Annotated in this window: 22 protein-coding genes and 1 tRNA gene; 13 read left to right on the top strand and 10 right to left on the bottom strand. The window is 55.6% G+C overall.

Features of this window, described 5'->3' with window-relative positions; translation table 11 throughout:
* Positions 1-4 precede the first annotated feature (4 nt).
* The 8 genes from D1224_RS15335 to D1224_RS15300 form a co-directional block, all read right to left on the bottom strand.
* Positions 5-1,942: a MacB family efflux pump subunit gene (locus D1224_RS15335; protein ID WP_119380807.1), complete on the bottom strand. Its 1,938-nt coding sequence runs from the start codon at positions 1,940-1,942 to the stop codon at positions 5-7.
* A gap of 11 nt (positions 1,943-1,953) precedes the next feature.
* Positions 1,954-3,300: an efflux RND transporter periplasmic adaptor subunit gene (locus D1224_RS15330; protein ID WP_119380806.1), complete on the bottom strand. Its 1,347-nt coding sequence runs from the start codon at positions 3,298-3,300 to the stop codon at positions 1,954-1,956.
* A gap of 100 nt (positions 3,301-3,400) precedes the next feature.
* Positions 3,401-3,476, bottom strand: a tRNA-Lys gene (locus D1224_RS15325).
* A gap of 196 nt (positions 3,477-3,672) precedes the next feature.
* A complete protein-coding gene (locus tag D1224_RS15320) occupies positions 3,673-4,431 on the bottom strand; it encodes a sulfotransferase family protein (protein ID WP_119380805.1) in 759 nt (252 codons plus the stop codon).
* Positions 4,432-4,640: 209 nt separating this feature from the next.
* A complete protein-coding gene (locus D1224_RS15315; RefSeq protein WP_119380804.1) occupies positions 4,641-5,375 on the bottom strand; it encodes a proteasome-type protease in 735 nt (244 codons plus the stop codon).
* A gap of 6 nt (positions 5,376-5,381) precedes the next feature.
* Positions 5,382-6,197 (bottom strand): transglutaminase family protein, encoded by an 816-nt coding sequence (locus D1224_RS15310; RefSeq protein WP_119380803.1) that lies wholly within the window; start codon positions 6,195-6,197, stop codon positions 5,382-5,384.
* Positions 6,198-6,206: 9 nt separating this feature from the next.
* On the bottom strand, positions 6,207-7,145 hold the full coding sequence (locus tag D1224_RS15305) for an alpha-E domain-containing protein (protein WP_182482349.1): 939 nt from the start codon (positions 7,143-7,145) through the stop codon (positions 6,207-6,209).
* Positions 7,145-8,572: a circularly permuted type 2 ATP-grasp protein gene (locus tag D1224_RS15300; RefSeq protein WP_119380801.1), complete on the bottom strand. Its 1,428-nt coding sequence runs from the start codon at positions 8,570-8,572 to the stop codon at positions 7,145-7,147. Before D1224_RS15300 ends, D1224_RS15305 begins: the two co-directional genes overlap by 1 nt.
* Positions 8,573-8,842: 270 nt before the next feature.
* Here D1224_RS15300 and D1224_RS15295 point away from each other — a divergent pair, with 270 nt between their 5' ends.
* From D1224_RS15295 to D1224_RS15275, 5 genes are all read left to right on the top strand, one after another.
* A complete protein-coding gene (locus D1224_RS15295; RefSeq protein ID WP_182482333.1) occupies positions 8,843-10,165 on the top strand; it encodes a glycosyltransferase family 4 protein in 1,323 nt (440 codons plus the stop codon).
* Between the two features lie 219 nt (positions 10,166-10,384).
* Positions 10,385-11,065 carry a polysaccharide biosynthesis/export family protein gene (locus D1224_RS15290; protein WP_119380799.1) on the top strand — a complete coding sequence of 227 codons (681 nt, stop codon included), beginning with the start codon at positions 10,385-10,387 and terminating at the stop codon, positions 11,063-11,065.
* Positions 11,066-11,086: 21 nt separating this feature from the next.
* Positions 11,087-13,351 (top strand): GumC family protein, encoded by a 2,265-nt coding sequence (locus D1224_RS15285; protein ID WP_119380798.1) that lies wholly within the window; start codon positions 11,087-11,089, stop codon positions 13,349-13,351.
* A gap of 2 nt (positions 13,352-13,353) precedes the next feature.
* Positions 13,354-14,505 carry a hypothetical protein gene (locus D1224_RS15280; RefSeq protein ID WP_119380797.1) on the top strand — a complete coding sequence of 384 codons (1,152 nt, stop codon included), beginning with the start codon at positions 13,354-13,356 and terminating at the stop codon, positions 14,503-14,505.
* Entirely contained in the window at positions 14,502-15,908 is a 1,407-nt protein-coding gene (locus D1224_RS15275) for an O-antigen ligase family protein (RefSeq protein WP_119380796.1), read from the top strand. The genes D1224_RS15280 and D1224_RS15275 overlap by 4 nt, the downstream gene beginning before the upstream one ends.
* Before the next feature lie 210 nt (positions 15,909-16,118).
* On the opposite strand, the gene D1224_RS15270 is transcribed toward D1224_RS15275, so the two are convergent.
* Positions 16,119-17,435 carry a sugar transferase gene (locus tag D1224_RS15270; protein ID WP_119380795.1) on the bottom strand — a complete coding sequence of 439 codons (1,317 nt, stop codon included), beginning with the start codon at positions 17,433-17,435 and terminating at the stop codon, positions 16,119-16,121.
* 16 nt (positions 17,436-17,451) lie between these two features.
* Entirely contained in the window at positions 17,452-17,958 is a 507-nt protein-coding gene (gene nusG, locus D1224_RS15265) for a transcription termination/antitermination protein NusG (protein WP_119380794.1), read from the bottom strand.
* 281 nt (positions 17,959-18,239) lie between these two features.
* Between nusG and D1224_RS15260 the strand changes: the two genes are divergently transcribed.
* The 8 genes from D1224_RS15260 to D1224_RS15225 all read left to right on the top strand — a co-directional run bounded on the left by D1224_RS15260 (position 18,240) and on the right by D1224_RS15225 (position 26,020).
* On the top strand, positions 18,240-19,022 hold the full coding sequence (locus D1224_RS15260; protein WP_119380793.1) for a metallophosphoesterase: 783 nt from the start codon (positions 18,240-18,242) through the stop codon (positions 19,020-19,022).
* 99 nt (positions 19,023-19,121) lie between these two features.
* Positions 19,122-19,619 carry a hypothetical protein gene (locus D1224_RS15255; RefSeq protein WP_119380792.1) on the top strand — a complete coding sequence of 166 codons (498 nt, stop codon included), beginning with the start codon at positions 19,122-19,124 and terminating at the stop codon, positions 19,617-19,619.
* A gap of 282 nt (positions 19,620-19,901) precedes the next feature.
* Positions 19,902-20,795: a hypothetical protein gene (locus D1224_RS15250; RefSeq protein WP_119380791.1), complete on the top strand. Its 894-nt coding sequence runs from the start codon at positions 19,902-19,904 to the stop codon at positions 20,793-20,795.
* 162 nt (positions 20,796-20,957) lie between these two features.
* On the top strand, positions 20,958-22,064 hold the full coding sequence (locus D1224_RS15245; RefSeq protein WP_233350578.1) for a glycosyltransferase family 4 protein: 1,107 nt from the start codon (positions 20,958-20,960) through the stop codon (positions 22,062-22,064).
* A gap of 289 nt (positions 22,065-22,353) precedes the next feature.
* Complete coding sequence (locus D1224_RS15240; protein ID WP_233350577.1) at positions 22,354-22,719, top strand: MarR family EPS-associated transcriptional regulator; 366 nt, start codon at positions 22,354-22,356, stop codon at positions 22,717-22,719.
* 33 nt (positions 22,720-22,752) lie between these two features.
* A complete protein-coding gene (locus D1224_RS15235; RefSeq protein WP_119380789.1) occupies positions 22,753-23,781 on the top strand; it encodes an NAD-dependent epimerase/dehydratase family protein in 1,029 nt (342 codons plus the stop codon).
* A 6-nt stretch (positions 23,782-23,787) separates the two neighbouring features.
* Positions 23,788-25,062 carry a Vi polysaccharide biosynthesis UDP-N-acetylglucosamine C-6 dehydrogenase TviB gene (tviB, locus tag D1224_RS15230; RefSeq protein ID WP_119380788.1) on the top strand — a complete coding sequence of 425 codons (1,275 nt, stop codon included), beginning with the start codon at positions 23,788-23,790 and terminating at the stop codon, positions 25,060-25,062.
* A 13-nt stretch (positions 25,063-25,075) separates the two neighbouring features.
* Positions 25,076-26,020, top strand: coding sequence for a Gfo/Idh/MocA family oxidoreductase (locus D1224_RS15225; protein WP_119380787.1), 945 nt, complete (start codon positions 25,076-25,078; stop codon positions 26,018-26,020).
* The last annotated feature ends 142 nt before the right edge of the window (positions 26,021-26,162 follow it).

The following is a 26,162-nucleotide window of genomic DNA, read 5'->3' as shown; positions in this document are numbered from 1 at the left end:
TGGGTTACTCCGAAGCAAGCGCGGTGACAGGGTCGAGACGTGCGGCTTTGCGGGCCGGCAGGAGACCAAAAACCAGGCCGGTGCCGAGCGCCGATGTGAAAGCGAGAATGGCGGGCATTGCGGTGACCGCTATGGTCATGCCGCTCTTTGCCAGGATGAAACAGACGCTAAGGCCGAAGAGGACGCCGACGATCCCGCCGAGGCCCCCAACGACAAGCGCTTCGACCACGAACTGGATCATGATGTCGGATCGCCTTGCGCCGGTCGCCATACGTACACCGATCTCTCGCGTCCGTTCCGAGACGCTGACCAGCATGATGTTCATGACGCCAATCCCGCCAACGAGGAGCGAGATGGAGGCGACAGATCCCAGCAGGATCGAGAAAGAGCTTTGCGCTTCCTGCATGGATTCCAGAAACGATGCTGTGTTGCGCAGCTGGAAATCCTCAGTGCCGTGCCGCGCGAGGAGTAGCGAGCGTGCCGCCTCTTCGGTCTCGGCGATCCGGTCGGTATTGTCGACGGCCAAAGTGATAGAGGAAAGATAGGCCTGCCCAAAGATGCGCATCATGCCGGTGGTAATCGGCACAAGGGCGACATCGTCCTGATCCTGACCCCATGCGGTCGCACCCTTCTCTTCGAGGATACCTGAAACCTCAAAAGGTGCGCCCCCCAGGAAGACGTACTGGCCGACAGCGCTTTGAACGTCATCAAAGAGGTTCCTAGCCGTGGTGGTACCAAGGACAACGACGCCTATCCGGCGGTCCATATCATCTTCCGTGAAGAACGTACCGTACTTCATGCCTCTGTTCTGGACGAGTGGCCAATCCTCTGACACGCCCTCGATCTGGCCGCGCGCATCATTCGATCCAACGCGCAACGTGGCGCTGCTGGACCGCGAAGGAACGGCGGCAATAATATTGTCGAGTTCTCCTAAAGCATCGGCATCCTGCAACGTGAGGGTGGCGATCGCGTTGCCACGCTGGCGCTGGTCGGGCGCGCCTGGCCGGACAAAGAGAAGGTTCGGGCCCAGCGATTCAAATCGCGCCATGACCTCCTGCTGACTGCCCTGCCCGATCGCCAGCATGGCGACGACGGCTGACACGCCGATCACGACCCCCAACAAGGTCAGCGCCGTGCGAAACAAATTCGCGCGAAGCGATCGGAAAGCCATTTTCACCGCTTCGAATACCTGCCCGATGGGCGACGGTCCCTTGCGTGTATAGCGATAGGGCTCACGGGCCTCCTGATGGCCCTGCTGATCGCCGCTATCTGAAACAATACGCCCATCCTTGATCGTCACGACCCGTTTGGCACGCGCCGCCACCTTCTCATCATGGGTAATGAGAATGATCGTCCGCCCGCTCTCATGCAGGCCTTCCAGCAGCGTCAGCAACTCCGCGCTCGATCCGGAATCGAGCGCGCCGGTCGGCTCATCGGCGAGGATGACCTCAGCATCATTCACGAGAGCCCGGGCAACGGCCACACGCTGTTGCTGGCCGCCGGACAGTTCGCCGGGCTTGTGACCAGTCCTGTCGCCAAGGCCAAGCCGGGCAAGCAACTCTTTCGCCTTTGCCCGGCGCTCTTCCTGACCAAGGCCGGCATAGACGGCCGGGATCTCGACATTCTCGGAGGCTGTCACACTGGCGAGCAGATTATATCGCTGGAAGATAAAACCGAATGTCTCGCGCCTCAGCGCGGCGAGCTCGTCTGCATCTAGCCGCGAAATAGACTCCCCACGCACCGTGTATGTACCGTCCGTGGGCCGGTCCAGACAGCCTAGAATGTTCATCAATGTCGATTTCCCGGAGCCCGATTGACCGACAATGGCAACGAACTCGCCAGGATTGATCGTCAGCGACACACCATCAAGCGCGCGGACTTCCGTGTCGCCCGCACCGTAATAGCGGCGGACATTTTCAAGCTGGATAAGCGGATTTGACATCTTATCTGCCCCTATCCGCGCATGAAGCGGCGACCGCCGCTACGCTGGCCACCGCGCTCACCGCCGCTCTGCCGTTGTATTGAGACACTGCCCGCAACAACCGTCTCTCCGGTATCGATGCCATAAATAATTTCAGCCATTGTGCGCGTCTTCAGGCCGACAAGAACCCGGCGTGGCTGGGGCGTCCCGTCGCTGGACAGCACAAGGACCGTGGCCGCTTCGGTCTCCGGATTTGCGTCACGCGCGCGTCGGAAGTCTTCCCGACGCTGCGAACCTGCTCCGACTTCATCGGCAGGCGATGCTGCGTCGGCCTGCATGAAGCCGCGGCGTCGGCCATCATTGCTCGCGACAGGCTGGCCACCGCCCTGCCCTTGTGGGCGCTCTGAGCGCGCAGGGCGTGACTGAAGGGCCGTCACAGGTACGAGAACCGCATTGGATGCGCGCCCTGTGACGAAGAAAACCTGCGCGGTCATCTGAGGCTTCAGCCGTCCTTGCGGATTCTCAACGTCGACTAGCGCCTTGTAGAGCACAACGTCATTGAGAACCTCCGGCGTCGGCAAGACCTGGCGAACTGTCGTTTCCCAACGACGGGTCGCATCACCAAGCGTCGTGAAATAAGCCTCCTGGCCTTCATCGATCCGTAGCACGTCTGCCTCGGACACATCGGTTTCGACCGTCATGACGCCAAGGTCCGCGATGGTCAGGATGATCGGCGCGGTCTGATTGGCGTTGAGCGTCTGGCCCTCGACAGCGGATGACGACACGACAGTGCCAGAGATCGGCGCATAGATGCGGGTGAATTCGAGATTGGCGAGTTCTGACTGCAAAGACGATGACTGGCGCTGGATCTGGGCCTCGATTGCCTCGAGGCGGCCCTGCGCGATTGTCAGCTCAGCCTCAGCGCTTTCAAATTCGGCGCGGGCAATGGCATCAGCCTCGTGAAGCATTTCGGCGCGGTCTGCTTCGGCGCGCGCAAGTTCAAGGGTCGCCTGCTGCTGTTTACGGCTCGCCTGAAGTTCGGATAGCTGTGCGCGATTGGCCTCGACGCTGGTCTGGGCAAGTGTCGGGTCGATCCGGGCAAGAAGATCACCCTTCTCGACCTCATCCCCGATCTCAACGAGAAGCTCCTGAAGCTGACCGGACACCTGCGCACCCACATCGACGGATACTTTCGGCGTGATCTTGCCCGCCGCAGATATGGTCACATCAATATCGCCGCGGGTCGCCTGCGCGGTCTGATAGTCCGGGGTCTCGGCGCCCGAGAGCACAGTGGCCTTAAGCCCGAACCACCCCGTCACGGCTAGAACGATTATCCCGAGAACGAGCGCCGAGCGCGACTTGAAGAGGCGTGAAATCATGAGCTTGCAGGCTTTCTATTGGCATTACCTGAAGGCTTAGACGCCCGGCCCGGCGCGATCCGTCGGCCCGTGCTGCACATTTTTTCGTTTTTTTGGAAAGTGGTGCGCCCACGAGGATTCGAACCTCGGACCCGCTGATTAAGAGTCAGCTGCTCTACCAACTGAGCTATAGGCGCCCGCCACTTGGGAAAACGCGATGTAATGCATCGGTTTGAGAAATCAATCACTCAAAACTGTCGAGCGAAGCATAGTGGCGATGGCGTCCGCATTTTGCTTGCTGCGGAGCCTCGACGCTGCGGCAAGCCTAATGCGGGCAGTCTGTATTCGAAGCTAAAGGGGGCGTTCGGTATGGGGCGTCCGCCCGCCTCTCAGTTATGCGGTCGTGTTCTGCTCCGACTGAGCGCCTTCATGGACGGGTTCATAGCCCCAGGCGCTTGCTGCCTCTCCGGTTTCTTCCCAGATTGCAGCGGCTTCTTCGTCAGTGATAACCGTCTTCCAGCCATCATTGCCGAGGCCGGGGTTTCGCTCCGGGTTCAAAGCCTTGCTTGCGGCAATCGGAAGATCTCGGACGACTTCGAGCTCGGGAAGCCCAAGCAGCTCCGCGCAGGGACGCACGACCACTTCCGGTTTGCCAACGACGTCTTCATAGCGAACGCTGACCCGCGGCATCGGCGAGTCGTGCCAGAGCCGGTGGAAGTCACTCCAGTGGCCCCCGATATAGTCACCGCGGGCCGTCTTCATCACGTCCTTGGTGACGAGCAGCTTCCTGCGGGAGGCAACTGCCCGCACCGGGTGCCGAACCATGCAGACGAAGGCCTCACCATCGACAGGATCTTCAGGCGGCATTTCGTGGGTCTTCACGAGGAAGGTTTCACTCATGGCAGCGAGTTCGCGGCGCAAGTCCGGCTTGTCGTTCAAAAGATCGAGCGCGCCATGTTGAAGCGCGAGCCGCGGAGGCTGCCCCTCATCCTGGTACTTGATGAAGTCTGAGAAATATTCGGCATTCAGCCGCTCTGGCCATGGTGCCTTGCTCGGATAGCCATCGGCGGTGATCACCCTGTAATTGAGATAGATAAGATTGCGGACAAAGGCGTTCCCGCAACGTGGCCAGGTGGCGATATAGACAATCATTCGAGCAGCCCCATCGGTTTGTATCAATTCGACCGAGTCTGGTAACCATGGCCGCATTCTAAGGTTGGTTTGTAAAGCTGATCGCCTGATACTCAAGTAGCGAATTTGCGACCCTGAGTGCCTTGTAAAACCAGAATACGCCTCATTAATCGGATCCGCATCCCGGATTTTCGCCAGTTTAGCCTCTAGCTTTTCTTCCAAGCTGAACTCTAGAGCCTGTACTGTGGCAGAGAGGCAAAAGTGGTCTTCAGCGCTTCGCCCCAATTGTCTGAAATGAGCGAGTAGTACGGGTCGTCTTCCTCGATCCGGGTCTGCTTCAGGATATCGAGGCTGTCGGTCTCGTAGAGCAAAAGATCGAGCGGGAGGCCGACAGAGAGGTTCGCCTTCAACGTGGAGTCAAAAGACACCATGAGCAGCTTTACAGCCTCGGCGAAGGACATGGCGGGATCATGAGCGCGCACGAGGATCGGGCGGCCATATTTGGTTTCGCCAATTTGGAAGAAGGGTGTCTCCTTGCTGGCTTCGACGAAATTGCCTTCCGGGTAGATCATGAAGAGGCGCGGCTCGCTGCCAGCGATCTGGCCCCCAAGGATGAGCGTCGCGCGGAATGGCGACTCGGCATCCGGGCCGGCGGCTGGCGCGCTTTCCTTGATTACGTCCCGAAGGGTCTTGCCGACGAGGCGCGCCGCCTGAAACATGGAGGGCACTTCAAGGATAGACGGGTTGCGCTCCTCTGGTGCCTTGGTGCGCTCTTCGAGCATGCTGACCACCGCCTGGGTGGTCGCAAGATTGCCTGCCGTCATCAGGACGAAGGTCCGCTCGCCCGGCACGTTCCAGGTGAACATCTTGCGATACTTTGAAATGTTGTCGACGCCCGCATTAGTGCGGGTGTCGGACATGAAGACGAGCCCCTTATCGAGGCATAGACCCACGCAGTATGTCATATTTGCTTATTGCTGCTGCTGTTGCTGCTGCACCTGAACCGACACTTCCAACCCCTGCTGAGCACTCCCGAAGCTCAGCCCCGAAACTGGTGCGGCGTCCAAGTAATCCAGCCCCGTCGCCACGGCGACGTAGCGCGCGTCCGGCGAAATGGCGTTGGAAACATCGAATCCGACCCAGCCAAGGCCCTCAACATACGCTTCTGCCCAAGCATGGGAAGCGTCCTGTTGCACACGGTCGTCCATCATGAGGTAGCCACTGACATAGCGTGCCGGAAAACCTATAACCCGTGCGCAGGTGACGAATATCTGCGTGTGGTCTTGGCAAACGCCGCGGCCGGACACGGCCGCCTCTTCGGCAGTTGTGGCCACACCTGTCGTGCCGGTTTCATAGCTGACCGTTTCCGCGATCACGCCCATCAGCGCGTGGAGGCGCGCAACATCATTCTCGTACCCGGTCCCTACCCGGTCGCAGATCGCCTGAATGGCGCTACCGGGCCGGGTAAGATCGGTCTTGCGACGATAAAGCCAGAGTGGCGTCCAGCCACCATGCTGTCCCACAATACCGTTCTCATCCTGCGTGAGAACCGTACCTTCTGCACGGATGACAAGTTCGCTGGTGCCTTCCTCTAGCCCGATAAGAAGCGTGTGATTGTTGAACTGGTCAATGAAATGGACCTGCTCGAACCCGCCCTCAAAGGTCACATTCCAGTCCTCGACGCTTTGACCTCGCCTCGTCTTCGGAACCAGCCGTATTTGCTGCAGACCGTAAATGGCAGGCTCAGCAAACCGGTAGTGTGTGAGGTGGGCGATCTTGAGGCGCAAAACTCTTCCTTATGCGTAGAAGCGGTAATCTTTCTCGATCTGCTGACCAAGCGCGTTATTGGACCGCAGGATGGACTGGATGAATTCGTGCAGGCCGCCATCAAAAATGGTCTCGACATCAGTACTCGTCAGTCGGCCTAAGGTTGCTTCGCACATCTCCCGGCTTGGAAGGGTTTCGCCATATTCCTCTTCGAGATAGGCGAGATTACGTGCGAGATTTGTGTAGCAGAACGCAATCGAACGTGGCAGCCGCCGGTCAAGAATGAGAAACTCCGCAATCGCCCTCGGCCCGCTTTCCTTGTTGAGCCAGGCAAAGCTACGCTCTGCTGCAGCTGAACGGAGGATCGCTTCCCACTGGAAATTGTCGATGGTCGATCCAACCATCGAGACCGAAGGCAGCAGAACGAAGTATTTTACGTCCAGAATGCGCGCGACATTGTCGGCCCGCTCCGCAAACGTTCCGATACCACAGAAATTGAAGATATCGTTGCGAAGCATGGTGCCTTGCAGAGCGCCGCGCACTTGCGCACTCTGTTGGCGAATAAGCTCAAGCACTTTTGGAAGGTCTGCATCAGCGACTGGCCGCGCGAGCGCTTCCTTCAATCTCATCCATGTATCATTGACCGCTTCCCAGACTTCTCGCGTCAAGGCGACGCGCACCATACGAGCGTTATTGCGCGCAGACTCCACGACCGACATGACGCTCGATGGATTAAACCGGTCGCGAAGGATATAATCGATAACGTCAGCGCGCTTTACGTGGTCGTGCTTCTGGAGGAACAGCTCCTTCACATTGGCGGTAGAAAGCACAGATTCCCATTCTGCATCATCTGCCATAGAACGGGTCATCGTCATGCGAGAGCCCGCCTCGATGAGACGCGCATTGTTGGCGCTGCGCTCAAGGTAACGGCACATCCAGAAGAGACCGCCCGCTGTCTTGCCAAGCATCATGATTCAAGCACCCACGTATCCTTGGTGCCGCCACCCTGACTCGAATTGACGACGAGTGAGCCCTTCTTCAGCGCCACACGCGTTAGGCCGCCCGGAGTAATATCGATGCCGTTTGGCGAGACGAGCACGAAGGGCCGAAGATCAACATGGCGCGGGGCAAGGCCCTTATTGGTGAAGATCGGCACGGTCGAGAGCGCTAATGTGGGCTGGGCAATGTAGCCATCTGGCTTTGCTTTCAGCTTCGCCCGAAACTCAGCAATTTCCTTCCGGCTGGCAGCTGGTCCAACAAGCATGCCGTAGCCGCCCGACCCGTGCACTTCCTTCACTACCAATTCTGATAAATTGTCGAGAACATAGGCGAGCGAGTCTGGCTCTGAACACCGCCAGGTCGGCACGTTCGGCAGCTTCGCCTTCTCGCCCGTATAGAACTCGACGATATCCGGCATGTAGGAATAGATCGCCTTGTCGTCCGAAATCCCCGTGCCCGGTGCATTCGCAATCGTAATGCCCCCTGCCCGGTAGACATCGAGGATACCCGGCACACCAAGCATCGAGTCCGGGTTGAAGTTCAACGGATCAAGGAATGCGTCGTCTACGCGGCGATAAAGGACATCAACAGGTGTGTAGCCCTGCGTCGTACGCATCGCGACGCGGCCATTTACGACGCGAAGGTCATGCCCTTCAACAAGCTCTGCGCCCATCTCATCGGCCAGGAAGGCATGTTCAAAATAGGCGGAGTTGTGAATACCCGGCGTCAGAACGGCGATGACCGGCTTGCCGTCACACGCTGGCGGCGCGCATGCGGCCAGCGAGCGGCGAAGGCGTTTGGGATAGGTCGAAACGGAACAGACACGGTTCTGGATGAAGAGCTCAGGAAACATCTCGAACATCGTCTCGCGGTTTTCGAGCATGTAGGAGACACCAGACGGCGTTCGGGCATTGTCTTCGAGCACGAAGAACTCGTCCTCGCCCGTACGGACGATATCAGTGCCCACGATATGAGTGTAGATGCTGCCGGGCGGCTCTACGCCGATCATCTCCGGCAGGTAAGCCTCATTGTTGCTGATCATGTGCGCGGGGATACGCCCGGCCTTCAGTATCTCTTGCCGGTGATAAATGTCGTGAAGAAACGCGTTCAGCGCGCGAACCCGTTGCTCGATACCTTCGGACAGCTTTTGCCATTCGCGGTTTGAGAGGATGTGAGGAACGATATCGAACGGGATCAGCCGTTCATTTGCTTCTTCGCGCCCATATACATTGAAAGTGATGCCTGTGCGCCGGAACGCCTGCTCGGCCTCGTGGGCTTTCTTGCGGAGGCGCGCATTTTGCTCCCCCTCAAACCATTTATGATACGATTTGTACGGTTCACGCGGCTCTTCGCCTGTTCCGAACATCTCATCGAATGGCTGTTTGTCTTTCGACATGCGTCTCGCTCGTACCTTTCCACAGCTATACATCACACCTAGCTGCCGGAAAATTTGGAGGCAATGGCGCGCGGGCTGACCAGACCGAATTAGATTGCGTGTGCCGCAAAACCAGTCACAAAACCAAGACTTTAAGCTTCAAACCTCAAAATCGCGAACTTCTACTGAAGGCGCGTTCGGTGAGCGGTTCTGTGGTCGGAAAACAACACCCATTCCTACCATCTGCAAACATGAATGCAACCGTTAACCGCATTTTACGTTTCGGTCTGCATGAGACAGATGCAACACACCAATCCGATCGCGCCGGTTGAGGGGCCGGAAGAGAACCCACCCCTTGAGGTCGCGCTGCTGACATGGGAGTATCCGCCCATTCCGACGGCAAAAGGCCGCGTAGCCTGCGAGGTCGCGCATGGTCTTGCGCGACATGGCGTGAACGTTCGCGTTTTTACGATGGACCGCGACGATGTTGTCCGCACTGATCATGAGCGCATTGAAGTCATCGGCTGCGCCGGCCGCATCACCGGCCTTCGCCGTCTGATGCGCAAGATCCCGGGTCTTGAGTTTGCCGCAACCGCTGCAGCATTCCGTGAATGCGTGCATGAAGAGCATGAGCGCCGCCCATTCGATCTGATCGAAGCTTCAAACTGGGGCGCACCCGCTGCCATGCTCATGGATTGTGGTCTGCCGGTCGTTATTCGTAACTCGGCGCCGCACGGAATTGATGAAGCTAATGCTAGCACTCTTGGTCGTCGTATTTCCAACCGCATCGTCAGCGGCATGGAAGCGCGGTGCAACCACAGCGCCGATGCCATCATCTCCAACAGCCGCAGCCACGCGAACGCGATCCGCGACTGGTACGATATCACGCCAGGCCTCATTCACATGGTCACCCCACTGTCGGTGGATCCGGTGATCCGCAAAGCCGGCATCTCTGCCCAGTTCCCACCTGCCCACGCCAGGCTCCGTCTCGCCTATATCGGCGACGATAGCGACCGGAAGGGTTTCGACGAAATGCTTCTGGCCTTCCAGAAAGTCAGCGAGCAGCTTCGAGATCAGGGTGAGCCCCTGCCTGAGCTTCACCTGATAGGCCTGAAGAGCGGCGCCCTCGACGCCCGCGCGTCACAGCTTGGCGTGTCGACGAGCCTACTTGAGCAGGTGTTCGATTATGGCCGCGTCACCGATGAATCGATGACGCACATTCTGGCACGCTGCCAAGCTGTGCTCGCGCCATCGCGCTATCAGTCTTTCGGATCGGTGTATCACGAGGCCGCCGCATTCGGCCGCCCGCTCGTCGCTTGCGCCGAAGATCCAGCAGCTGTCGAGCATATCCACCGCTACGATTGCGGCCGACTGGCAGAAGTCTGTACATCGGACGCGATCGCGGAGACCGTACTCGACCTCTTTAACGATCGCCACGCCATGCTCGAAATGCGCAAGGCTGGCCTCGAAGCAGCCAAATCCTGGACCCGCGAGGAGCTCGGCGCCCGCACCCTCCAGATCTATCGCCGCGCCATGCGCCTCGAAGCCATCGACATCCCCGGCAGCCAGCATTCTCGCGGCTACCAAAGCGCTCTGGAGCAAGTTCGGATCTGACGGTCCAAAATTTTAGCATCTGTAGCCCCGTTTCCACTTAGGATGCGGGGCTTTTTCTTTGCACTTAGCATTCTTGGCGCTTTCGATTTGGCACGGGAATTGCTCAACACTACCAGAACCAAGCGATTGTTAATGCACCGAGACGCGAATCGCCCAGTTGCGCCAGAGCAAGTAGACTGTAGAAGTTAACTCGCCTTAGCTTTTGAGAGGGACAAACAGATGAAACCATTTCTCTCGTGGCTCGCCGTAGCTGTATCGATCGCAGCTGCCGGCTGCGGTGGCAACCAGCCCGCAGCGAATTCAGGTCAGATACTGCCGGCGCCCGACAGGACAATCGTGGCTGAGATTGGTGAACTTGAGATTGCGCCCGGCGATAGCGTCCAAGTGAAGGTCTTCGGCGTCAACGAGCTTAATGGCACATATGAAGTCGATCATCGCGGGCGCATCAAAATGCCCCTGATCGGAGAGGTGGACGCGCTGGGTAATACGGCCCTCCAACTCGCCGGGGTTTTGGAAGCCAAGCTTGAAGACGACTACCTGCAAGATGCCGATGTAACAGTAACTCTGCAGCAGAGCCGCATAGAACGGGTTACCGTTGATGGTTCGATCAAAAATCCCGGGATGGTTCAGGTCACCGGTGAAATGGGACTCTTACAGGTCGTAGCGATGGCTGGAGGCCCTACTGAAGGGGCAAACCCCAAAAATGTAGTCGTATTTCGCCAAGTGGGCGGCGAGCAAGTTGCTGCAAGCTACAACCTCACGGCAATTCGCAACGGCAAAGCAGAGAACCCACGAGTGTTCGGAAACGACATCATCGTGGTCGATGGCTCAGAAGCTCGGCGAGCCCGAACTGAGCTTCTACGAACAATCCCACTGCTGAGCTTTTTTCTTATTTTTTAGTCTCAGAACCGGTATCGGATCATGAATTACGACAGGTTTGAAAATCTCCCAAAGAGGCAATCGCGAAACGCGCCTGTCGGCGAACGGGAATCTAATTTTCGGGAACGATTCGAGGCTATAGATCGCGACGCTAGTGGTTCTGGAAGCGGCGATGAAGCGATAAATGTCTGGGATTTGCTCCAAGTATTTCTCCGTCGGAAATGGATGATCCTTGCTATCACCCTTCTGAGTGTCTCAATCGCCGCAGTACTAACTTTGCGTGTCACGCCAATGTACCGTGCCAACGCAACTGTCGAGGTTCAGCGCCAAGAGACGCAAATTATTGAGGGAGCGTCGGTAGACCCTGCAATCGTTGCAGACGGGCAGTATATGGAAACGCAGTATGCACTGCTGCGCAGCCGTTCTCTCGCGGAACGAGTTTCTGAAGTGTTAAATCTGCCTTCGGATCCGCGTTATGCAAATCAGTCGCTGCCACGTGAAGAACGTCTACAACAAGCTGCAACCAAAGTAGTGAATGGCGTGAGAGTAAGCCCGCAGGGCCGCAGTCGTGTTATCAATGTTCAGTTTGTCAGCCCCTACCCCCGCGAAGCGGCCCGGATAGCAAATGCTTTAGTCGAGAACTTCATTCAGACGAACCTTGAAAGAAAGTACAATACGACCGCTTACGCCCGCCAGTTTGTTGAGGATCGGTTGCAGACGACTCGGAAGGCGCTGGAGGAATCCGAACGACGGCTTGTCGAGTACGCTTCCAGCCAGGATATTCTTGAATTGGACTCCGGGGGCGGTGGTTCGCTGGACGCTACCTCGATCGTTTCACTCAATTCTGAACTTGCTGCCGCCGAAAGTGAGCGTATCGCAGCAGAACAGCGTTTTCGCGAAGCGCAGAATAATCCAACGACCCGTGGCATGTTGGAAAGCGAAGAGCTCCGACGCCTTCGCATGAGACGTTCAGAGCTTAATGCTGAGTACCAAGAGAAGCTCGGGACTTTCAAACCTGGCTATCCAGAGATGCAGCAGCTACAGGCGCGCGTCGAATCGCTTAACGAAGAAATTGAGGTCGAGCGGGCGGCAATCGTCGATGCGCTGGAGGCTGAATATCGAGCTACGGAAGCGCGGGAAGCTTCTTTGAGTGAACGTGTTAACGAGCTACGCGGCGAACTTCAGGATCTTCGTGATCGACGCATTGATTATACCATTATTCAACGCGAAGTAGACACCAACCGCACGCAATACGAAGCCCTTCTTCAGCGCATGAAGGAAATCTCGATTGCAAGTGGTGTAGGATCCAGCCAAGTGTCTGTGATTGACCAGGCTAAAGTACCGGCTCATCCGTATGAGCCCAACCTGCGCCGCGCGATCTTGATGGCACTCGTATTGGGCCTTGCTGGCGGCATGGGCCTAGCTTTCGCCCTCAACTTTATAGATGACACGATTAAGACACCTGACGACGTAAAGAATAAACTCGGTCTGGCGGCTGTGGGTGTCGTTCCGAAAGTGAAGAAAAATAAAGATATCGTTTCAAGCGAGCTTTCAGATCCAAAATCCGCTGTGTCTGAGGCTTTCTTCTCGACCCGCACAGCGCTTCAGTTTACCACTTCCAGCGGTGCGCCGCGCAGTCTGCTTGTGACCTCGACCCGTCCTAGCGAAGGCAAGACGAGTTCGACAGTGGCGCTCGCCATGGCATTTGCGAAAATTGGTCAGCGAGTGCTTATCATTGACGCGGACATGCGCAAACCTTCATTTGTTGCAGAATCGGGTGCATCAATAGGTCTGTCCGGTATGCTGACGCGCGAGGCTGAACTTGAGAATAATATCGTGACGTCACGTCATGACGGCCTCTATCTCCTGCCCGCAGGCGTCATCCCGCCAAACCCGGCTGAGTTGCTCTCAAACCCGCGCCTGAAATCGATCATTGAAGAGGCTGAGCAGATGTTCGACCTGGTTCTGGTCGATTCTCCGCCTGTTCTAAGTTTCACAGATGCGCCGCTCCTTGGGTCCATATGTGAGGGCACAGTTGTCATTATTCAGTCTAGTGCCATCCGCACGCCCCAAGTTGTCCGTACAATCGGTCGACTGATGGAAAGCCGTACGAATGTTCTGGGCGTCATTCTCACGAAGTTCGACGCGAAGAAAGTCGGTTACAATTCCGACTACTACTACTACCACTATGGCAAAGGCGCCTACGCTTACGATCAGAAGCAGCTTTCGGCCAAAGAAAGCCGTCAGCGCAAAATCCACCTTTTCTCAGGTCCAGAAGATCCGGCAGATATCCGCGACGCAGGCTAGTTATGCGCTGGCTCGCGACCCTAATCTGCTTGCTTGTTCTGATCTGGCTCGGCACCGGCGCTCTAATCCGACTATCCGAAGACTTAGGAGATAGCGCCGAGTTATCCGACCCGAAACTCTTGAACGAGGGTGCGTCGCCCAGCGACCGCACCCTCGACACCAACGAAGAGCCAATCCCTGCATTGCGGGAACAGTTCCTCGCAGCCCCTCTTGCAGGTGAGCTTTTCGCCGAATTTCTCGCCGCATCACCCTCGGCCCGCCAAGGGTTCTCGTCCGACCGACGCCGCGTAGCAAATCACTTGCTGAAGGTTGCTCCTCGCAGCACGTTTGCGCGAATTTCGCTTGCAGAACTCGATTTCCTATCAAAAGACTATGCTGCTGCTACGCAACATATATCGAAGGCCTTGGCACTAGGCGGCCCCAGTTCAAGTACCTTGCTAGACGCTTTGGCTGAGATGGCAAGAAACTCACAAACAAGACCGTTCGTTGCTAGCCTAATAGCGGACCAACCCCGATGGTCCTCAACTCTGATTGTACGGCTCGCGTCTACGTCTGCTCAGGAGAAATATCTTTGGAGCTGGGCTGATGGCGATAAGCGCGGTGAAGCGGCGGTCGTGAGCGCGCTGCTTCGACAAAATCGCTTGGACCTAGCTTACTCCGCATTTTTGACATTTCTTGAACCAGAGGCGGCAACCTCAATCACGGTGCCGTATGATGCGAACTTTGAGGGTCTACGAGGTGCCGGGCCGTTCAGTTGGACCGTCGACAACAAAGCAGCCAGTTTCGAACCAAATGGCGGCCTTGCCGCCAGCTCTTACGGGCCAAGCCGCAAGTCCATCGCACGTCAGGCAACAAAAATTCCAGCGGGATTGAATCAAGCCAGCATTGTAATGTCTGGTAGCGTCACCGACAGAGGGAACGCTTTTGAATGGGCCATTTACTGTTATCATTCTAGAACACCAATCTGGACGATGCGGGCCACAAATCTTCCATCCGAACCAACTGCGATGACCGAAACCTTCACTGTTCCAGAAAGCGATTGTGAGTTTCAGCGGATTGAACTCGCAGGCATACCAGGAGATTTTCCACGGACCGGGCGGGCGGTCATTCAAAGGTTCGAAATAGATCTACTAGAGCGGGCACTAACGGAATGAGTTTCCGTTCTTTCTTGCGCCGCGCGCGCTATCTTTCTCTTCCGGCATGCCTTTTCGCTACCCTTGGCTTAGGCGGTGCGGCTAATCCTGAATTGTCGCCGCGCATCTGGCTGTCCGTGCTGTCGATCGTTACGGTCATTCCATTGCTCCCATTTGCCCTCAGGCAATCCGAGACACCTAAGGCCAAGTTTCTGCTCCTGATTATCTTCGTCTGGTCGGCATGGAGTATTCTTCAATTGGTGCCTCTACCGGAGGCGATCTGGAGCAAGCTCGGTGACCGATCAGTGATTGAAGAAGGACTGACGATTTTAAGTCTCCCAGCCAACCACCCCATGCCGATTTCATTAGCGCCAGAAAGCGGGAGGATTTCGCTATCCGGGGCCACCCCGTTTCTAGCTGTTTACTGTCTGGTTCTCGTGCTCGGACGTCGATCAGCGTCTACTTTGAACTGGATCATTCCCGCCATGGGTGCAGCGACGGCATTGTTGGGGTTCGCGCAGATCCTATCGAACAATGACCAGCGACTATACTTCTACGAAGTCACTAACCCGAATTCACCCGTCGGCATCTTTGCGAACGCAAATCACCAAGCCTGCTTTCTGGCGCTGTCTCTGCCATTCACGGCGGCCCTGCTTCGCGATATGAAGCGCCGCTGGCTGTCACGCGATGTCGATATCGCCAAGGCCATCAGCGTCCTTGCGATGGCGCTTCCTATTTTGCTGTGCCTGCTCGCTGCGGGCTCTGTTGCAGGATATCTACTACTCCTGCCCGCGCTCGCCGGTAGCTTTTTCATTTTCAATGGAAGAGCCTCGCTCAGCCCATCCATGATCAGATTCTCACTCTTGGCAGGCGTACTGGTTATGATGGCCGGCCTGCTCGTTTTCTCAAGTCCGGTGCTTGGGGGGCTCAGCTTAATGTCTCTCAGCGGTTCTGAGATGTCCCGGCCACACATCTGGAGCACAACCCTCCAGATCATCCGCGACCATTGGCTCTTCGGCACAGGCCTCGGGTCGTTCGAGGATGTCTTCAGGATATATGAAGATCCCGGCTCAGTTACTCGCACCTACGCTAACAATGCGCACAACGATGTGCTCCAGTTCGTCATGGAAACCGGCCTGGTTGGTGCGATATTGATTATCGTAGGCCTGCGTCTCTATTGGCAGCTTTTTAAAAAGGCATGGAAACAGGAAAGCGATGAAATTAGGCACACAAGTCGTGCTGCTACGATAGCCTTGCTTATCATCATGCTCCACAGTCTGGTTGATTACCCGGCCCGCACACCGATCATCGCCTGCGTCGCGGCCGCCTGCCTCGCTGTCCTGGTTCAGGACCAAGCACGCAAAAAACGTTCTAGCCGAGGGCGTGATCAATCCGAAGACGATGATCGAAGCCTTGTGATCTAAAGCTAGAAGTCTGAAGCTTCGGGTCTGTGCCGGCTTTGCTAGCGACGAAAGTCTTTGTGCTATGGTACAATCAGTTCGGTGAGCGTTTCAGAAATGACGGGCCCGACTAGCTGGAAGCCCTAGCCGCACTTAGCCATAGCCACAAACTCTTCCTCAATCCCGCAAACTTCTACTGAGTCTCACACGCAGGAGAGGCCCAACCTTTAAACCCTATTTTGCTCCGTGCCCCGTCAGCATTACTCGTACCGTCTGAATGCCAATAAAAAGATCCGTCCACATTGAAAAGTGTTTCACGTAATAGAAGTCAAACTCGAGCTTGCGACGAACGTCGTCGACACTGGTCACATGGCCCTGGTTGACCTGGGCCCAGCCCGTGATGCCCGGACGAACGATATGGCGGTATCGATAAAAGGGAATTTCCTGCTCGTACCATGCAGACAGTCTGAGGGTCTCTGGGCGAGGCCCGATCCAGCTCATTTCTCCGATAAAAATGTTCCAGAGCTGCGGCAGCTCATCAATTCTTGTCTTTCGGATAAAGCGTCCAGACCGAGTGATACGTGTATCGTCACTCTGCGTCATATCTCCATCACGAGTATTCTTTTCGTCATGTGCCTGGACTGTCATCGACCGAAATTTGAACATCGTGAATCTTTTGCCACGATAGCCTATTCGTTCCTGGCGAAAAATTACCGGCCCCGGGGTGTCGAGCTTGATCCAAAGCGCGACCAGAAGAAGAAATGGAGACAGGATGAAAAGTGCGACAGCAGCTGTTGCCGCATCAATGTAGCGTTTGGCTGGAGCATAGATCGAGTCGGGCGCGAGGTGTCCGAATGAGTTCTCGGATAGATGATCGACCCGGACGCGACCTTCGAGCGACTCGACGATTTGCTTTGTGTTATAGATTACGCGCCCTGCGATCGCCTCTTCAGCCAGATAGCGCTCCCACTCAGGGCTTAGCTTCGGATCCCGAAGATTCACGACGAGAGGCAGGTGACGTTGACGCGACGCTGCTTCTGGCGTTGCAAAATTGACCCAGCTGACCCCGGGAAGGGAGGCGAGGTCCTGCACTCTTTCAGAGGAGACAAGTCCGAGTGTCGCCTGCCTGAAACGGGCCACATAATAAGATAAGGCGATAAACCAACACGTGGTTAGGACGAAACTTGCAAGGAATTGATAGCGGCTGTACTCCAACCTCAGTACAAAAAAGATGGCGATGATGATGCCGTATGAAGACAGGAATGCGGGCGTAATACTGGTAAACGCGTTGGATCCCGGCAACGCCGTGACTTTGCGGAACACCATATAACCGATCAGGACAGCGCATAGCGTTCCGAAAAGCGAATTGTCGTAGCTGGCGATTTGATCGGGCAGGCGCTCAAACTGCCCTCTCAAGATAACGGGTGCCAAGACGCCCAGTAGGATCGCGCCAGTCAGCTGGTAACGGATGCGAAAAAGCGCGTCAGCTAAACGGCGAGAAAACTTTTCACGCTGTTCGGTGCCTACCGCAAGATGACTGAGAGTGTTCATGCGTTAAGTCCTCGCGCTAGACGGCTCTAGCCAAGTGATGCTTCGGCAGCGTTACTTCGACCTGCCGGGTCATCATGCCGAAAAGAACTTTCACCCGATCAGCATCGGCCATCTCAATGACTCGTCCCAGCCAATCAGAAAAGGCACCGGACATAACGCGAATTTGGTCACCCTCACGCAGGTTGTGGTCAAACGTGACAGCACCATCATCGCCAATGCTTGTCTGAAGATTTTGGATCAGGTCTTCCGGCAGCGCAGCTGGCTTTTCGCCGAAGCGAATGAGTTTCGAGACCCCTACAGTGCTGTCTATAGCGCGCCATCTCATGCGCTGCATATCAATTTTCACGAATACGTAACCTGGGAACATTGGCTTCAGCACATTCACAGATTTTCGCGACCGACGGACAGACCGCCAGAGCTGGGGCAAAAGAGTTTCAAAGCCCTGCCGGTTTAGATGCGAGACAGCTAATTGCTCCTTCGCTGCCTGGGTCTGAACAGCAAACCAGGAACCCTCAATTGCCATCTACCTGCCCCCAACATCTACGCCTCGACCAATTTCAAGTGTGTACAGATCAAACATGCCAGCCTCGCAAGCGCAACAGATATTAGTATTTTGTTTACCCTGCAGGGTTGACTGTTTAATGACTCATCAAACCCGGAGCAAAATACGTGCCGAGCAGATGCTTTGTCGCCAGATCGACTATCGTTGTTGCAAGTTTCGCTTTGCAGAACTAAGTTGAGGGCGCTCAACAGAGCACGAAAACCCACGCGATCTGCTGCCCGAGGAAATGAAAAGAAGGCATCATGCTCGGCTTCTTGTCGAAATCTGTGGAAAATCCGCCTTTACCTCGCCGTGCTTCAGCGCCGCCAAAAAAGCGTGCTTACGCAATCGGAGATGTGCACGGCCGACTAGATTTGCTGGAAGACCTTCTCCAGCAGATCGAACGGGACATTGGCGAGCGTCCGACCAAGTCGAACCACATTATTTTTTTAGGCGACCTTATAGATCGGGGCCCCTCTTCGCGAGGCGTGATCGAGAAACTGATGGACTACAAGCCCGCCCATGCCAAATGCCACTTTATAATGGGCAATCATGAGGAAGCACTTGTCCGCGGGCTTCGCGGCGAGCCGGATCAACTTGATGGTTGGCTCAAGCATGGCGGAGATGCAACTGCAGAAAGCTATGGGATCGATCAAGCCTATCTTCGTCGGCAAGGCAACGAGGCCTTGGAGCACGCGCTTATTTCAGCCATCCCAGATCGCCACGTCGAATTCATGGCCGGCTTTCTCGATCGAATACAGTTTGGCGACTACCTGATGGTGCATGCCGGCATTCGTCCGGGGATCCCAATAGAAGACCAGCATCCTTCAGATTTGCGTTGGATCCGACGCGAATTCCTGGACAGCCAAAAAGACCATGGGTTTGTAATTGTGCACGGTCACACCGTCGAGCCGGAGATATCCAACCAATTAAACCGGATCGGCATAGACACTGGCGCGTATGACACGGGAGTCCTGACGGCAGTTCGCCTAGAAGGAGAAGACGTTTGCTTTCTCCAGGCGCGTCAATACTGTGAGGCTGATTAGCTTAAGCTTAATGTTAATTTTTTACGAAGATTGAGCGCAGGCATATATACAATCATGCGTTGTCAGCATATGACTGGGTCAAGTTTAAGGAGAACAGATATGCGTCTCGCACTCAAAGCAACAATAGCGGCAACCGCACTTGCTGCTTCAGCACCTCTCGCAATCGCTCAGTCAGAAACGGCAGCGGTGGAGACCGTCAATCAGATGGGTTCGGTCGCCAATCTATCTACTGAGGTTGGTTCAGTCATTGTTGTGCGCGACGGAGAGCTTTACTCGCTTGCTGAAGGAGATGTTCTGATTGAGGGCGACATCATCCAGACCCTCCCAGAGTCTGCCGCCACACCTGGCACCGTAACCTTGATAGTCGGGGGCTGCGAGCAAGTACTACAGCCTGGCCAGCAGGTCGTCGTGAATGCAGCCTTCTGTAATACAACGCCCGTAGCGCTCACTGGGGAACAGATCACTGCGCTAGGCGGCCTACCAGCGGCACCTCCGGCAATTGGCGCGGCTGGCATCATAGGCGGCGCTGTTGCAGCGGCGGGCGCGGCTGTTGCGGCGACCGGCGACGATGATGATGGCGCTCCGGCAAGCCCATAATCTCTTTTCTAAGCGATGGAATCTATAAAGCGTGCCGATCTGGCACGCTTTTTTTGTTTCTTCCCAGCCCCTGAGCACGCAGAAACCGACCCTCCTATTAACCAGTGCTTTTTATACTGGCATGTTTTCTAATACTAATTTCTGAAGAAGATTAAGGCTCCAGTCGGTTTGCGGCCGACAATTAACAAAACAAATACAAGAAGACCTGAATTCGCTGACCGGTTGAAAACGGCCGTTATCGCACAGTCTGTAGATGTGCCGTCACCAACTCAAAGAAGTGGGATGATGGACATGACAAATAAGTTTTCAAAACGCCTCTCAATGATGAGCTCGCTGTGCGTCTCGTCGCTATTGGCAGGATGCATGACTGTCGCCCCCTTGGAGCCGGTCAAAAATGCACCGCTCGAATATCGCGGCGACAACACAGTTGCCGTTGAATTCGTCTCTCCAATGCTTGTTGGCGCAAGATGCGCACAGCGAGGTGCGCACGTTTTTGGGGTACCACAGATCAACTCGATGGGCTGCGGCGATGGCCGCATGATTACGATGCCAAACCCTTGCCAGACAATCACGTCCGGCTGGTATGCACGCCTGCTTTGTCATGAACTCGCCCATGCAAACGGTTGGAGCCGCACCCATGAAGGCGGAAGCTTCCTGCCTGATGAAATGGCAGGTATCGATCCACAGGCAGTCGCATTGTCGGAGACGACCATCGACCATTTCCGACGGGGTGGCGCACTCAAGCCGGCGAGCCAATCGCCTCAAGCACTGGCGGTCGCCGCACAACGCGAGAAGCAAAACGAAAGCGTATCGGCAGAACAGAGCCCGTTAGAAGTTGCACAAGTCTCAAGCGACTCTGCAACAAGTAACGAAGGCATCGAAAAAATGGACGCCGAAACACTTGTTCAGCTCGCAAGCATGTCGGACGAGATTGAAGCTGTTGTGGCGCCCAAAACCCCCGGGAACCAACTGGAAACCACGAGCACACCCCAGCAAGATGAAGCAGTCGTCGACGACATCCCATCTACGCCTCAGCCGGACGGCCCCTCAGCATCCGACGCGCTCCGTTCGCGTGTAATAGTGGCCGCTGCAGACGCGCCGCTGTTCAAGTCGATCAGTTTTCAGCAACTTCCGCCAAATGCGAGCTTTGTCATTTCACCAGACAACCGTAGCTAACTGATTATAAGACTAAACTGGACTGGCGGACCTTGTTTAAGGTCCGCCTACTTCCATTATGGTCGCGCACTTGCCTCAACGGCGCCTGCCGCTTTTCTCTTTGTTCGACTTGCGCCCATCCAAGCTCAAAACGTAGAAGTGGAATGGGGTGAGGGACAAATCATGCGCATTCTGATGACGGTGAACGCCGCCTGGAACATTTGGAATTTCAGAAAGCCCGTGGTCGAGGCGTTGCTTGCGGATGGGCATTTGATCACGATTGCTGCCCCGACAGATGATAGCGTCCCAGACCTGCAAGCCCTTGGATGCGATTTCATACCGCTTCAGATGGACGCAAAAGGCCTCAATCCGCTCGATGGTGCCTCCCTGATCAGCCAGTTCAGGCGTATAATCTGCGCAGCGGAATCAGATCTCGTCCTGAGCTATACGATCAAGAACAATCTCTTCGGCGCAATTGCGGCCAAGTCACTTCGGATCCCATTCGTTCCCAATGTTACGGGATTAGGCACCGCCTTTCTGTCAGGGAGAGTTCTGCAAACGATCGCTGAGCAGCTTTACCGCACAGCATTCAGATCGCTGCCGGTTGTTTTCTTTCAGAACGCAGACGACCTTGCGCTTTTTCTGGAAGGAGGCTTGGTGCGCTCCGATCAGGCAAAGCTATTGCCCGGTTCGGGAATAGATCTTGATCGCTTTCCGGCGACACCTTTTCCGATCGGTGCTAAGCCCAAAACATTTCTTATGATATCGCGCCTGCTTCGCGACAAGGGTGTCGTCGAGTACGTAGATGCCGCGCGCCTGATACGCCAGAAACACCCCGGCGCTAAATTCCAACTGCTGGGGGCCATTGGAAGCGAGAATCGCACGTCCGTAGGCGCAAGTGAGGTAGCAGCTTGGGTCGCAGAGGACGTGGTAGATTATCTCGGCACGACCAAAGACGTGCGACCCTTTATTGAAGGCGCGTCATGTATCGTGCTGCCCTCTTACCGGGAAGGGGCGCCGCGCACGCTGATAGAAGCAGCCGCCATGGCACGCCCGGTCATCACAACTGATGTGCCAGGGTGCCGTTCTGTTCTCGACCCAACGGTTTCGGGCTATCTTTGCGAGCCTAGAAGCGCCCCCAGCCTGGCAAGATCGATAGAGCAATTTCTCAGCCTGTCTGACAGCGCGCAGGCTGAGATGGGGCTCGCCGGCCGGCACAAGATGGCGAGGGAGTTTGACCAGGCCATTGTCGTGGAAGCCTATCGATCAGCAATCGCCTCAATTTTCTGAGTGCGCTCCCCTACCGTCTTTGGGCCGGCCGATCAGCCAAGACTTGGATACATTTCTGGACCGCGACTTGCATCCCTTTCGCTGACATAAGAGCGTAACTTGGTTCGGCTATGTAATGGTTCGGATTTTAGTTGCCCCAAGGCGACAAGTTCGATATCGCTCACAATTGAGCGAACATGATTTGTCTGCTTTTCATCGAAGGTTTTTATCCACCAGGATGCCCTGAAGCGAGCTCCTGTGCGGTAGCTTTTTACAGGCTGGTCGCGCAATGACCTCCCAGCGAGACATATTGCGCGAAGACGTCCACTTCAGACTTTTGAGACTACTCGAGACCAACCCCGAACTCAGCCAACGCGACTTGGCTAAAGCCTTAGGCGTGAGCACTGGCGGCGTGCACTATGTCCTGAGCGCCTTTGTCAAAAAGGGATTGGTCAAACTCGGAAACTTCCGCGCCGCGCCTGATAAACGACGCTATTCTTATGTACTGACCCCAAAAGGCATTGCGGCCAAGACGGATCTCACTAAGCGCTTCTTGTCCCGCAAGCTGTCTGAATACGAGATCCTGAAAACCGAGATTGAGGATATTGGTCAGGACCTGCCTGAAAGCGAACTCGCGGCCATGAAAGCCAAATATCGCTCCGCAAGGTCTTCTTGAACAGGTGCAGCTTGCAACATCCGAAAACTAGATATGACTGATCCGGCAGAGAAGAAACGAGTTCTCGTTACAGGTACTGCAGGCTTTATCGGCTTTCATCTCGCGAAGCTGCTTCTCGCGAACGGCCACGCGGTGCACGGCTATGACGGCCTGACGGACTATTATGACGTCACGCTTAAAGAGCGGCGTCATTCCATGCTGTTTGAACACGGTAATTTCTCCGCAACGATCGGGATGCTTGAAGATCAGGACAAAGTCGAAGCCGCAATGTTCGACTTCAAGCCGCAGATTATCGTGCACCTCGCTGCGCAGGCCGGCGTACGCTACAGCTTCGAAAATCCGCGCGCCTATATCAGCTCGAATGTCACCGGCACATTCAACGTGATGGATGTTGCGCAACGCCTTGGTGTCGACCATCTCCTCATGGCCTCAACGTCTTCGGTGTACGGCGCCAATGACGAGATGCCATTCCACGAGACCGAGAAGGCCGACACACAGCTGACCATGTACGCGGCCACGAAGAAGGCCAATGAGAGCATGGCGCACGCCTACGCTCACTTACATGATCTACCGATTACAATGTTTCGTTTCTTTTCGGTTTACGGAACTTGGGGGCGACCCGACCTGGCACTCTACAAGTTTGTGGATGCCATGCTCGATGGCCGGGCAATTGACATCTACAATCACGGCGAAATGTATCGCGATTTCACCTACGTGGACGATCTGGTTCGCGCCATCTTCCTTTTGACGGAAGCGGTACCGGAGCGCCCTGAAGACGGAATAGTTGAAGAGGGCGATAGCCTTTCGCCAGTGGCGCCGTTCCGCATAGTGAACATCGGAAATTCAGAAAAGATCCGGCTTCTCGATTTTATCGACGCTATCGAGAAGTGCCTCGGCCTCAAGGCGACAAGGAACATGATGGGTATGCAGCTCGGAGATGTACCCGCGACATGGGCGGACACATCCTTGCTCCGCCGACTGACAGGTTACCAACCCCAAACTGATTTCAATGACGGCATCGCTCGGTTCGTCGCATGGTTTCGAGAATACTATAATAAGTAGGCAAACATGATCGGATCGGATTCAAAATTAGCAATTGTTGGCCTTGGCTATGTTGGACTTCCGCTAGCGGTCGAGTTTGGCAGGAAGCGCTCCACGATCGGTTTCGATATCAACCAGAAACGTATCGACGAGCTTGCTAGCGGCTATGACCGGACCCGCGAAGTGGAAGCCGACCATCTGGAAGAAGCGACCAAGCTCAGCTTCACAAATTCGCTCGACGAAATAGCCAGTGCCACGGTTTTTATCGTCACGGTTCCAACACCAATCGACGCCCACAAGCGCCCCGACCTTTCCCCACTTCTCAAGGCATCTGAAACCGTCGGCAAAGTGCTGAAAAAGGGCGACATCGTTATTTATGAAAGCACGGTCTATCCAGGCGCGACTGAAGACGACTGCGTTCCTGTTCTGGAGCAGCACTCGGGCCTCAAGTTCAATGAGGACTTCTTCTGCGGCTACAGCCCGGAACGGATAAACCCCGGCGACAAGGAACACCGACTGACGACGATCACGAAAGTCACCTCCGGCTCCACGCCGGAAGTAGCTGACGCGGTTGACGCACTTTATGCATCCATCGTCACAGCTGGTACACACAAGGCTGAATCCATTCGGGTCGCCGAGGCAGCCAAAGTTATCGAGAACACGCAACGGGACCTCAACATCGCGCTCGTCAACGAGCTCGCGATGATTTTCAACCGTATGAACATCGATACGGAGGCGGTGCTTGAGGCGGCAGGCACCAAATGGAACTTTCTTCCCTTCCGCCCCGGACTCGTCGGAGGCCACTGCATCGGCGTTGACCCCTACTACCTGACCCACAAAGCCGAAGCTCTCGGGCATCATCCGCAGATCATCTTGGCCGGCCGGCGTATCAATGACGGGATGGGTGCCTACGTCGCTAGTCAGATGGTGAAAGCGATGATCCGCAAGGGAATCGCCATCAAAGGCGGTCGCGTGCTGGTTCTCGGCCTCACTTTCAAGGAAAACTGCCCCGACCTGCGTAATACGCGCGTCGTCGATGTGATCGCAGAACTAGAAAAATATGGGATCGTGGTCGACGTATACGACCCTTGGGTCGAAAGCTCCGAAGCTAAGCTTGAATACGGCATCAACCCGATCAGCCAACTCGATAATGACGCATATGACGGCATCGTCCTTGCCGTGGCGCACAGCCAATTCAGTGAAATGGGAGAGATTCGCCTGCGTCGCTTAGGGAATTCCGAACATGTTCTTTACGATTTAAAGCGCGTCCTGCCCAGCGACCAAAGCGATCTGCAACTCTAATTGGAGTATTTGGATGAGACGATTCGCATTGATCGGAGCCGCAGGCTACATCGCCCCCCGCCACATGGCCGCCATGCGTGATACCGGCAACGACCTGGTGGCTGTTCTGGATCCCAACGACTCGGTTGGTATCATCGATAGTTACTTTCCCAACGCCGACTTTTTCACCGAGTTCGAACGCTTCGATCGTCATATCGACAAACAGCATCGGGCCGGCAAAGGCATCGATTTTGTCTCGATCTGCTCGCCCAACTACTTGCATGACAGCCATGTGCGCTTCGCACTGCGTTCGGCTGCAGATGCAATCTGCGAAAAGCCACTGGTTTTGAACCCATGGAACATCGACGGTCTGCAAGAGATCGAGCGTGACACCGGACAGAAAGTCAACACGATCCTGCAATTGCGTTTGCATCCCGCGATCACTGAATTGCGTGAACGCATCTTACGCGCCCCCAAGGACACCAAGCATGAGGTCAATCTGACTTATATCACTTCGCGCGGCAACTGGTACCTGCAAAGCTGGAAAGGCAACGAAAAGAAGTCTGGGGGAATTGCTACAAATATAGGCGTGCATTTCTTCGATATGCTGCACTTCGTCTTTGGCCAGTTGAAGGAAAACAAGACGCATCTTTGTGAAGATACTCGCGCGGCCGGATACCTTGAGTACGAACATGCACGTGTGCGTTGGTTTCTTTCGATCGACCTCAACGACATCCCAAATTCAGTCCTGGATCAGGGGCAACGCACGTTCCGGTCTATATCGGTCGATGGACAGCAAATTGAATTCTCAGGTGGCTTTACCGACCTTCATACACGCAGCTACGAGGAAATCCTTGCTGGTCGAGGGTTCGGATTGGAAGAAAATCGTGTGGCGATCGAAACAGTTTCACAAATTCGCAATGCAACTCCCGAATCCGGCGGCGAACGACACCCGTTCGTATCGTTGGTGAGCGTATAAGGACGATGTCGGAAAGCCGGTCCAAACAAGCATCTTATAAGATGCTCTCGTGTGAACCGAACATTGCGGCTGAAAGATTGTCGTGGTTTGAGACGGCCCCTACCTTCAAGACTCAGAGGAAACGAAATTCATCCGTTCGTGG

This window comes from Henriciella barbarensis (genome assembly GCF_003576345.1).
Taxonomy (GTDB): domain Bacteria; phylum Pseudomonadota; class Alphaproteobacteria; order Caulobacterales; family Hyphomonadaceae; genus Henriciella; species Henriciella barbarensis.
The sequence above is the reverse complement of the archived record's forward strand: the minus strand, read 5'-3'. Positions and strand labels throughout refer to the sequence as shown.

Bases quoted from the DNA above. Each gene is read 5' to 3' on its own strand.
- D1224_RS15335 (WP_119380807.1), bottom strand. From the start codon at position 1,942: ATGTCAAATCCGCTTATCCAGCTTGAAAATGTCCGCCGCTATTACGGT.
- D1224_RS15330 (WP_119380806.1), bottom strand. From the start codon at position 3,300: ATGATTTCACGCCTCTTCAAGTCGCGCTCGGCGCTCGTTCTCGGGATA.
- D1224_RS15320 (WP_119380805.1), bottom strand. From the start codon at position 4,431: ATGATTGTCTATATCGCCACCTGGCCACGTTGCGGGAACGCCTTTGTC.
- D1224_RS15315 (WP_119380804.1), bottom strand. From the start codon at position 5,375: ATGACATACTGCGTGGGTCTATGCCTCGATAAGGGGCTCGTCTTCATG.
- D1224_RS15305 (WP_182482349.1), bottom strand. From the start codon at position 7,145: ATGCTTGGCAAGACAGCGGGCGGTCTCTTCTGGATGTGCCGTTACCTT.
- D1224_RS15300 (WP_119380801.1), bottom strand. From the start codon at position 8,572: ATGTCGAAAGACAAACAGCCATTCGATGAGATGTTCGGAACAGGCGAA.
- D1224_RS15295 (WP_182482333.1), top strand. From the start codon at position 8,843: ATGAGACAGATGCAACACACCAATCCGATCGCGCCGGTTGAGGGGCCG.
- D1224_RS15290 (WP_119380799.1), top strand. From the start codon at position 10,385: ATGAAACCATTTCTCTCGTGGCTCGCCGTAGCTGTATCGATCGCAGCT.
- D1224_RS15285 (WP_119380798.1), top strand. From the start codon at position 11,087: ATGAATTACGACAGGTTTGAAAATCTCCCAAAGAGGCAATCGCGAAAC.
- D1224_RS15280 (WP_119380797.1), top strand. From the start codon at position 13,354: ATGCGCTGGCTCGCGACCCTAATCTGCTTGCTTGTTCTGATCTGGCTC.
- D1224_RS15275 (WP_119380796.1), top strand. From the start codon at position 14,502: ATGAGTTTCCGTTCTTTCTTGCGCCGCGCGCGCTATCTTTCTCTTCCG.
- D1224_RS15270 (WP_119380795.1), bottom strand. From the start codon at position 17,435: ATGAACACTCTCAGTCATCTTGCGGTAGGCACCGAACAGCGTGAAAAG.
- nusG (WP_119380794.1), bottom strand. From the start codon at position 17,958: ATGGCAATTGAGGGTTCCTGGTTTGCTGTTCAGACCCAGGCAGCGAAG.
- D1224_RS15260 (WP_119380793.1), top strand. From the start codon at position 18,240: ATGCTCGGCTTCTTGTCGAAATCTGTGGAAAATCCGCCTTTACCTCGC.
- D1224_RS15255 (WP_119380792.1), top strand. From the start codon at position 19,122: ATGCGTCTCGCACTCAAAGCAACAATAGCGGCAACCGCACTTGCTGCT.
- D1224_RS15250 (WP_119380791.1), top strand. From the start codon at position 19,902: ATGATGGACATGACAAATAAGTTTTCAAAACGCCTCTCAATGATGAGC.
- D1224_RS15245 (WP_233350578.1), top strand. From the start codon at position 20,958: ATGCGCATTCTGATGACGGTGAACGCCGCCTGGAACATTTGGAATTTC.
- D1224_RS15235 (WP_119380789.1), top strand. From the start codon at position 22,753: ATGACTGATCCGGCAGAGAAGAAACGAGTTCTCGTTACAGGTACTGCA.
- tviB (WP_119380788.1), top strand. From the start codon at position 23,788: ATGATCGGATCGGATTCAAAATTAGCAATTGTTGGCCTTGGCTATGTT.
- D1224_RS15225 (WP_119380787.1), top strand. From the start codon at position 25,076: ATGAGACGATTCGCATTGATCGGAGCCGCAGGCTACATCGCCCCCCGC.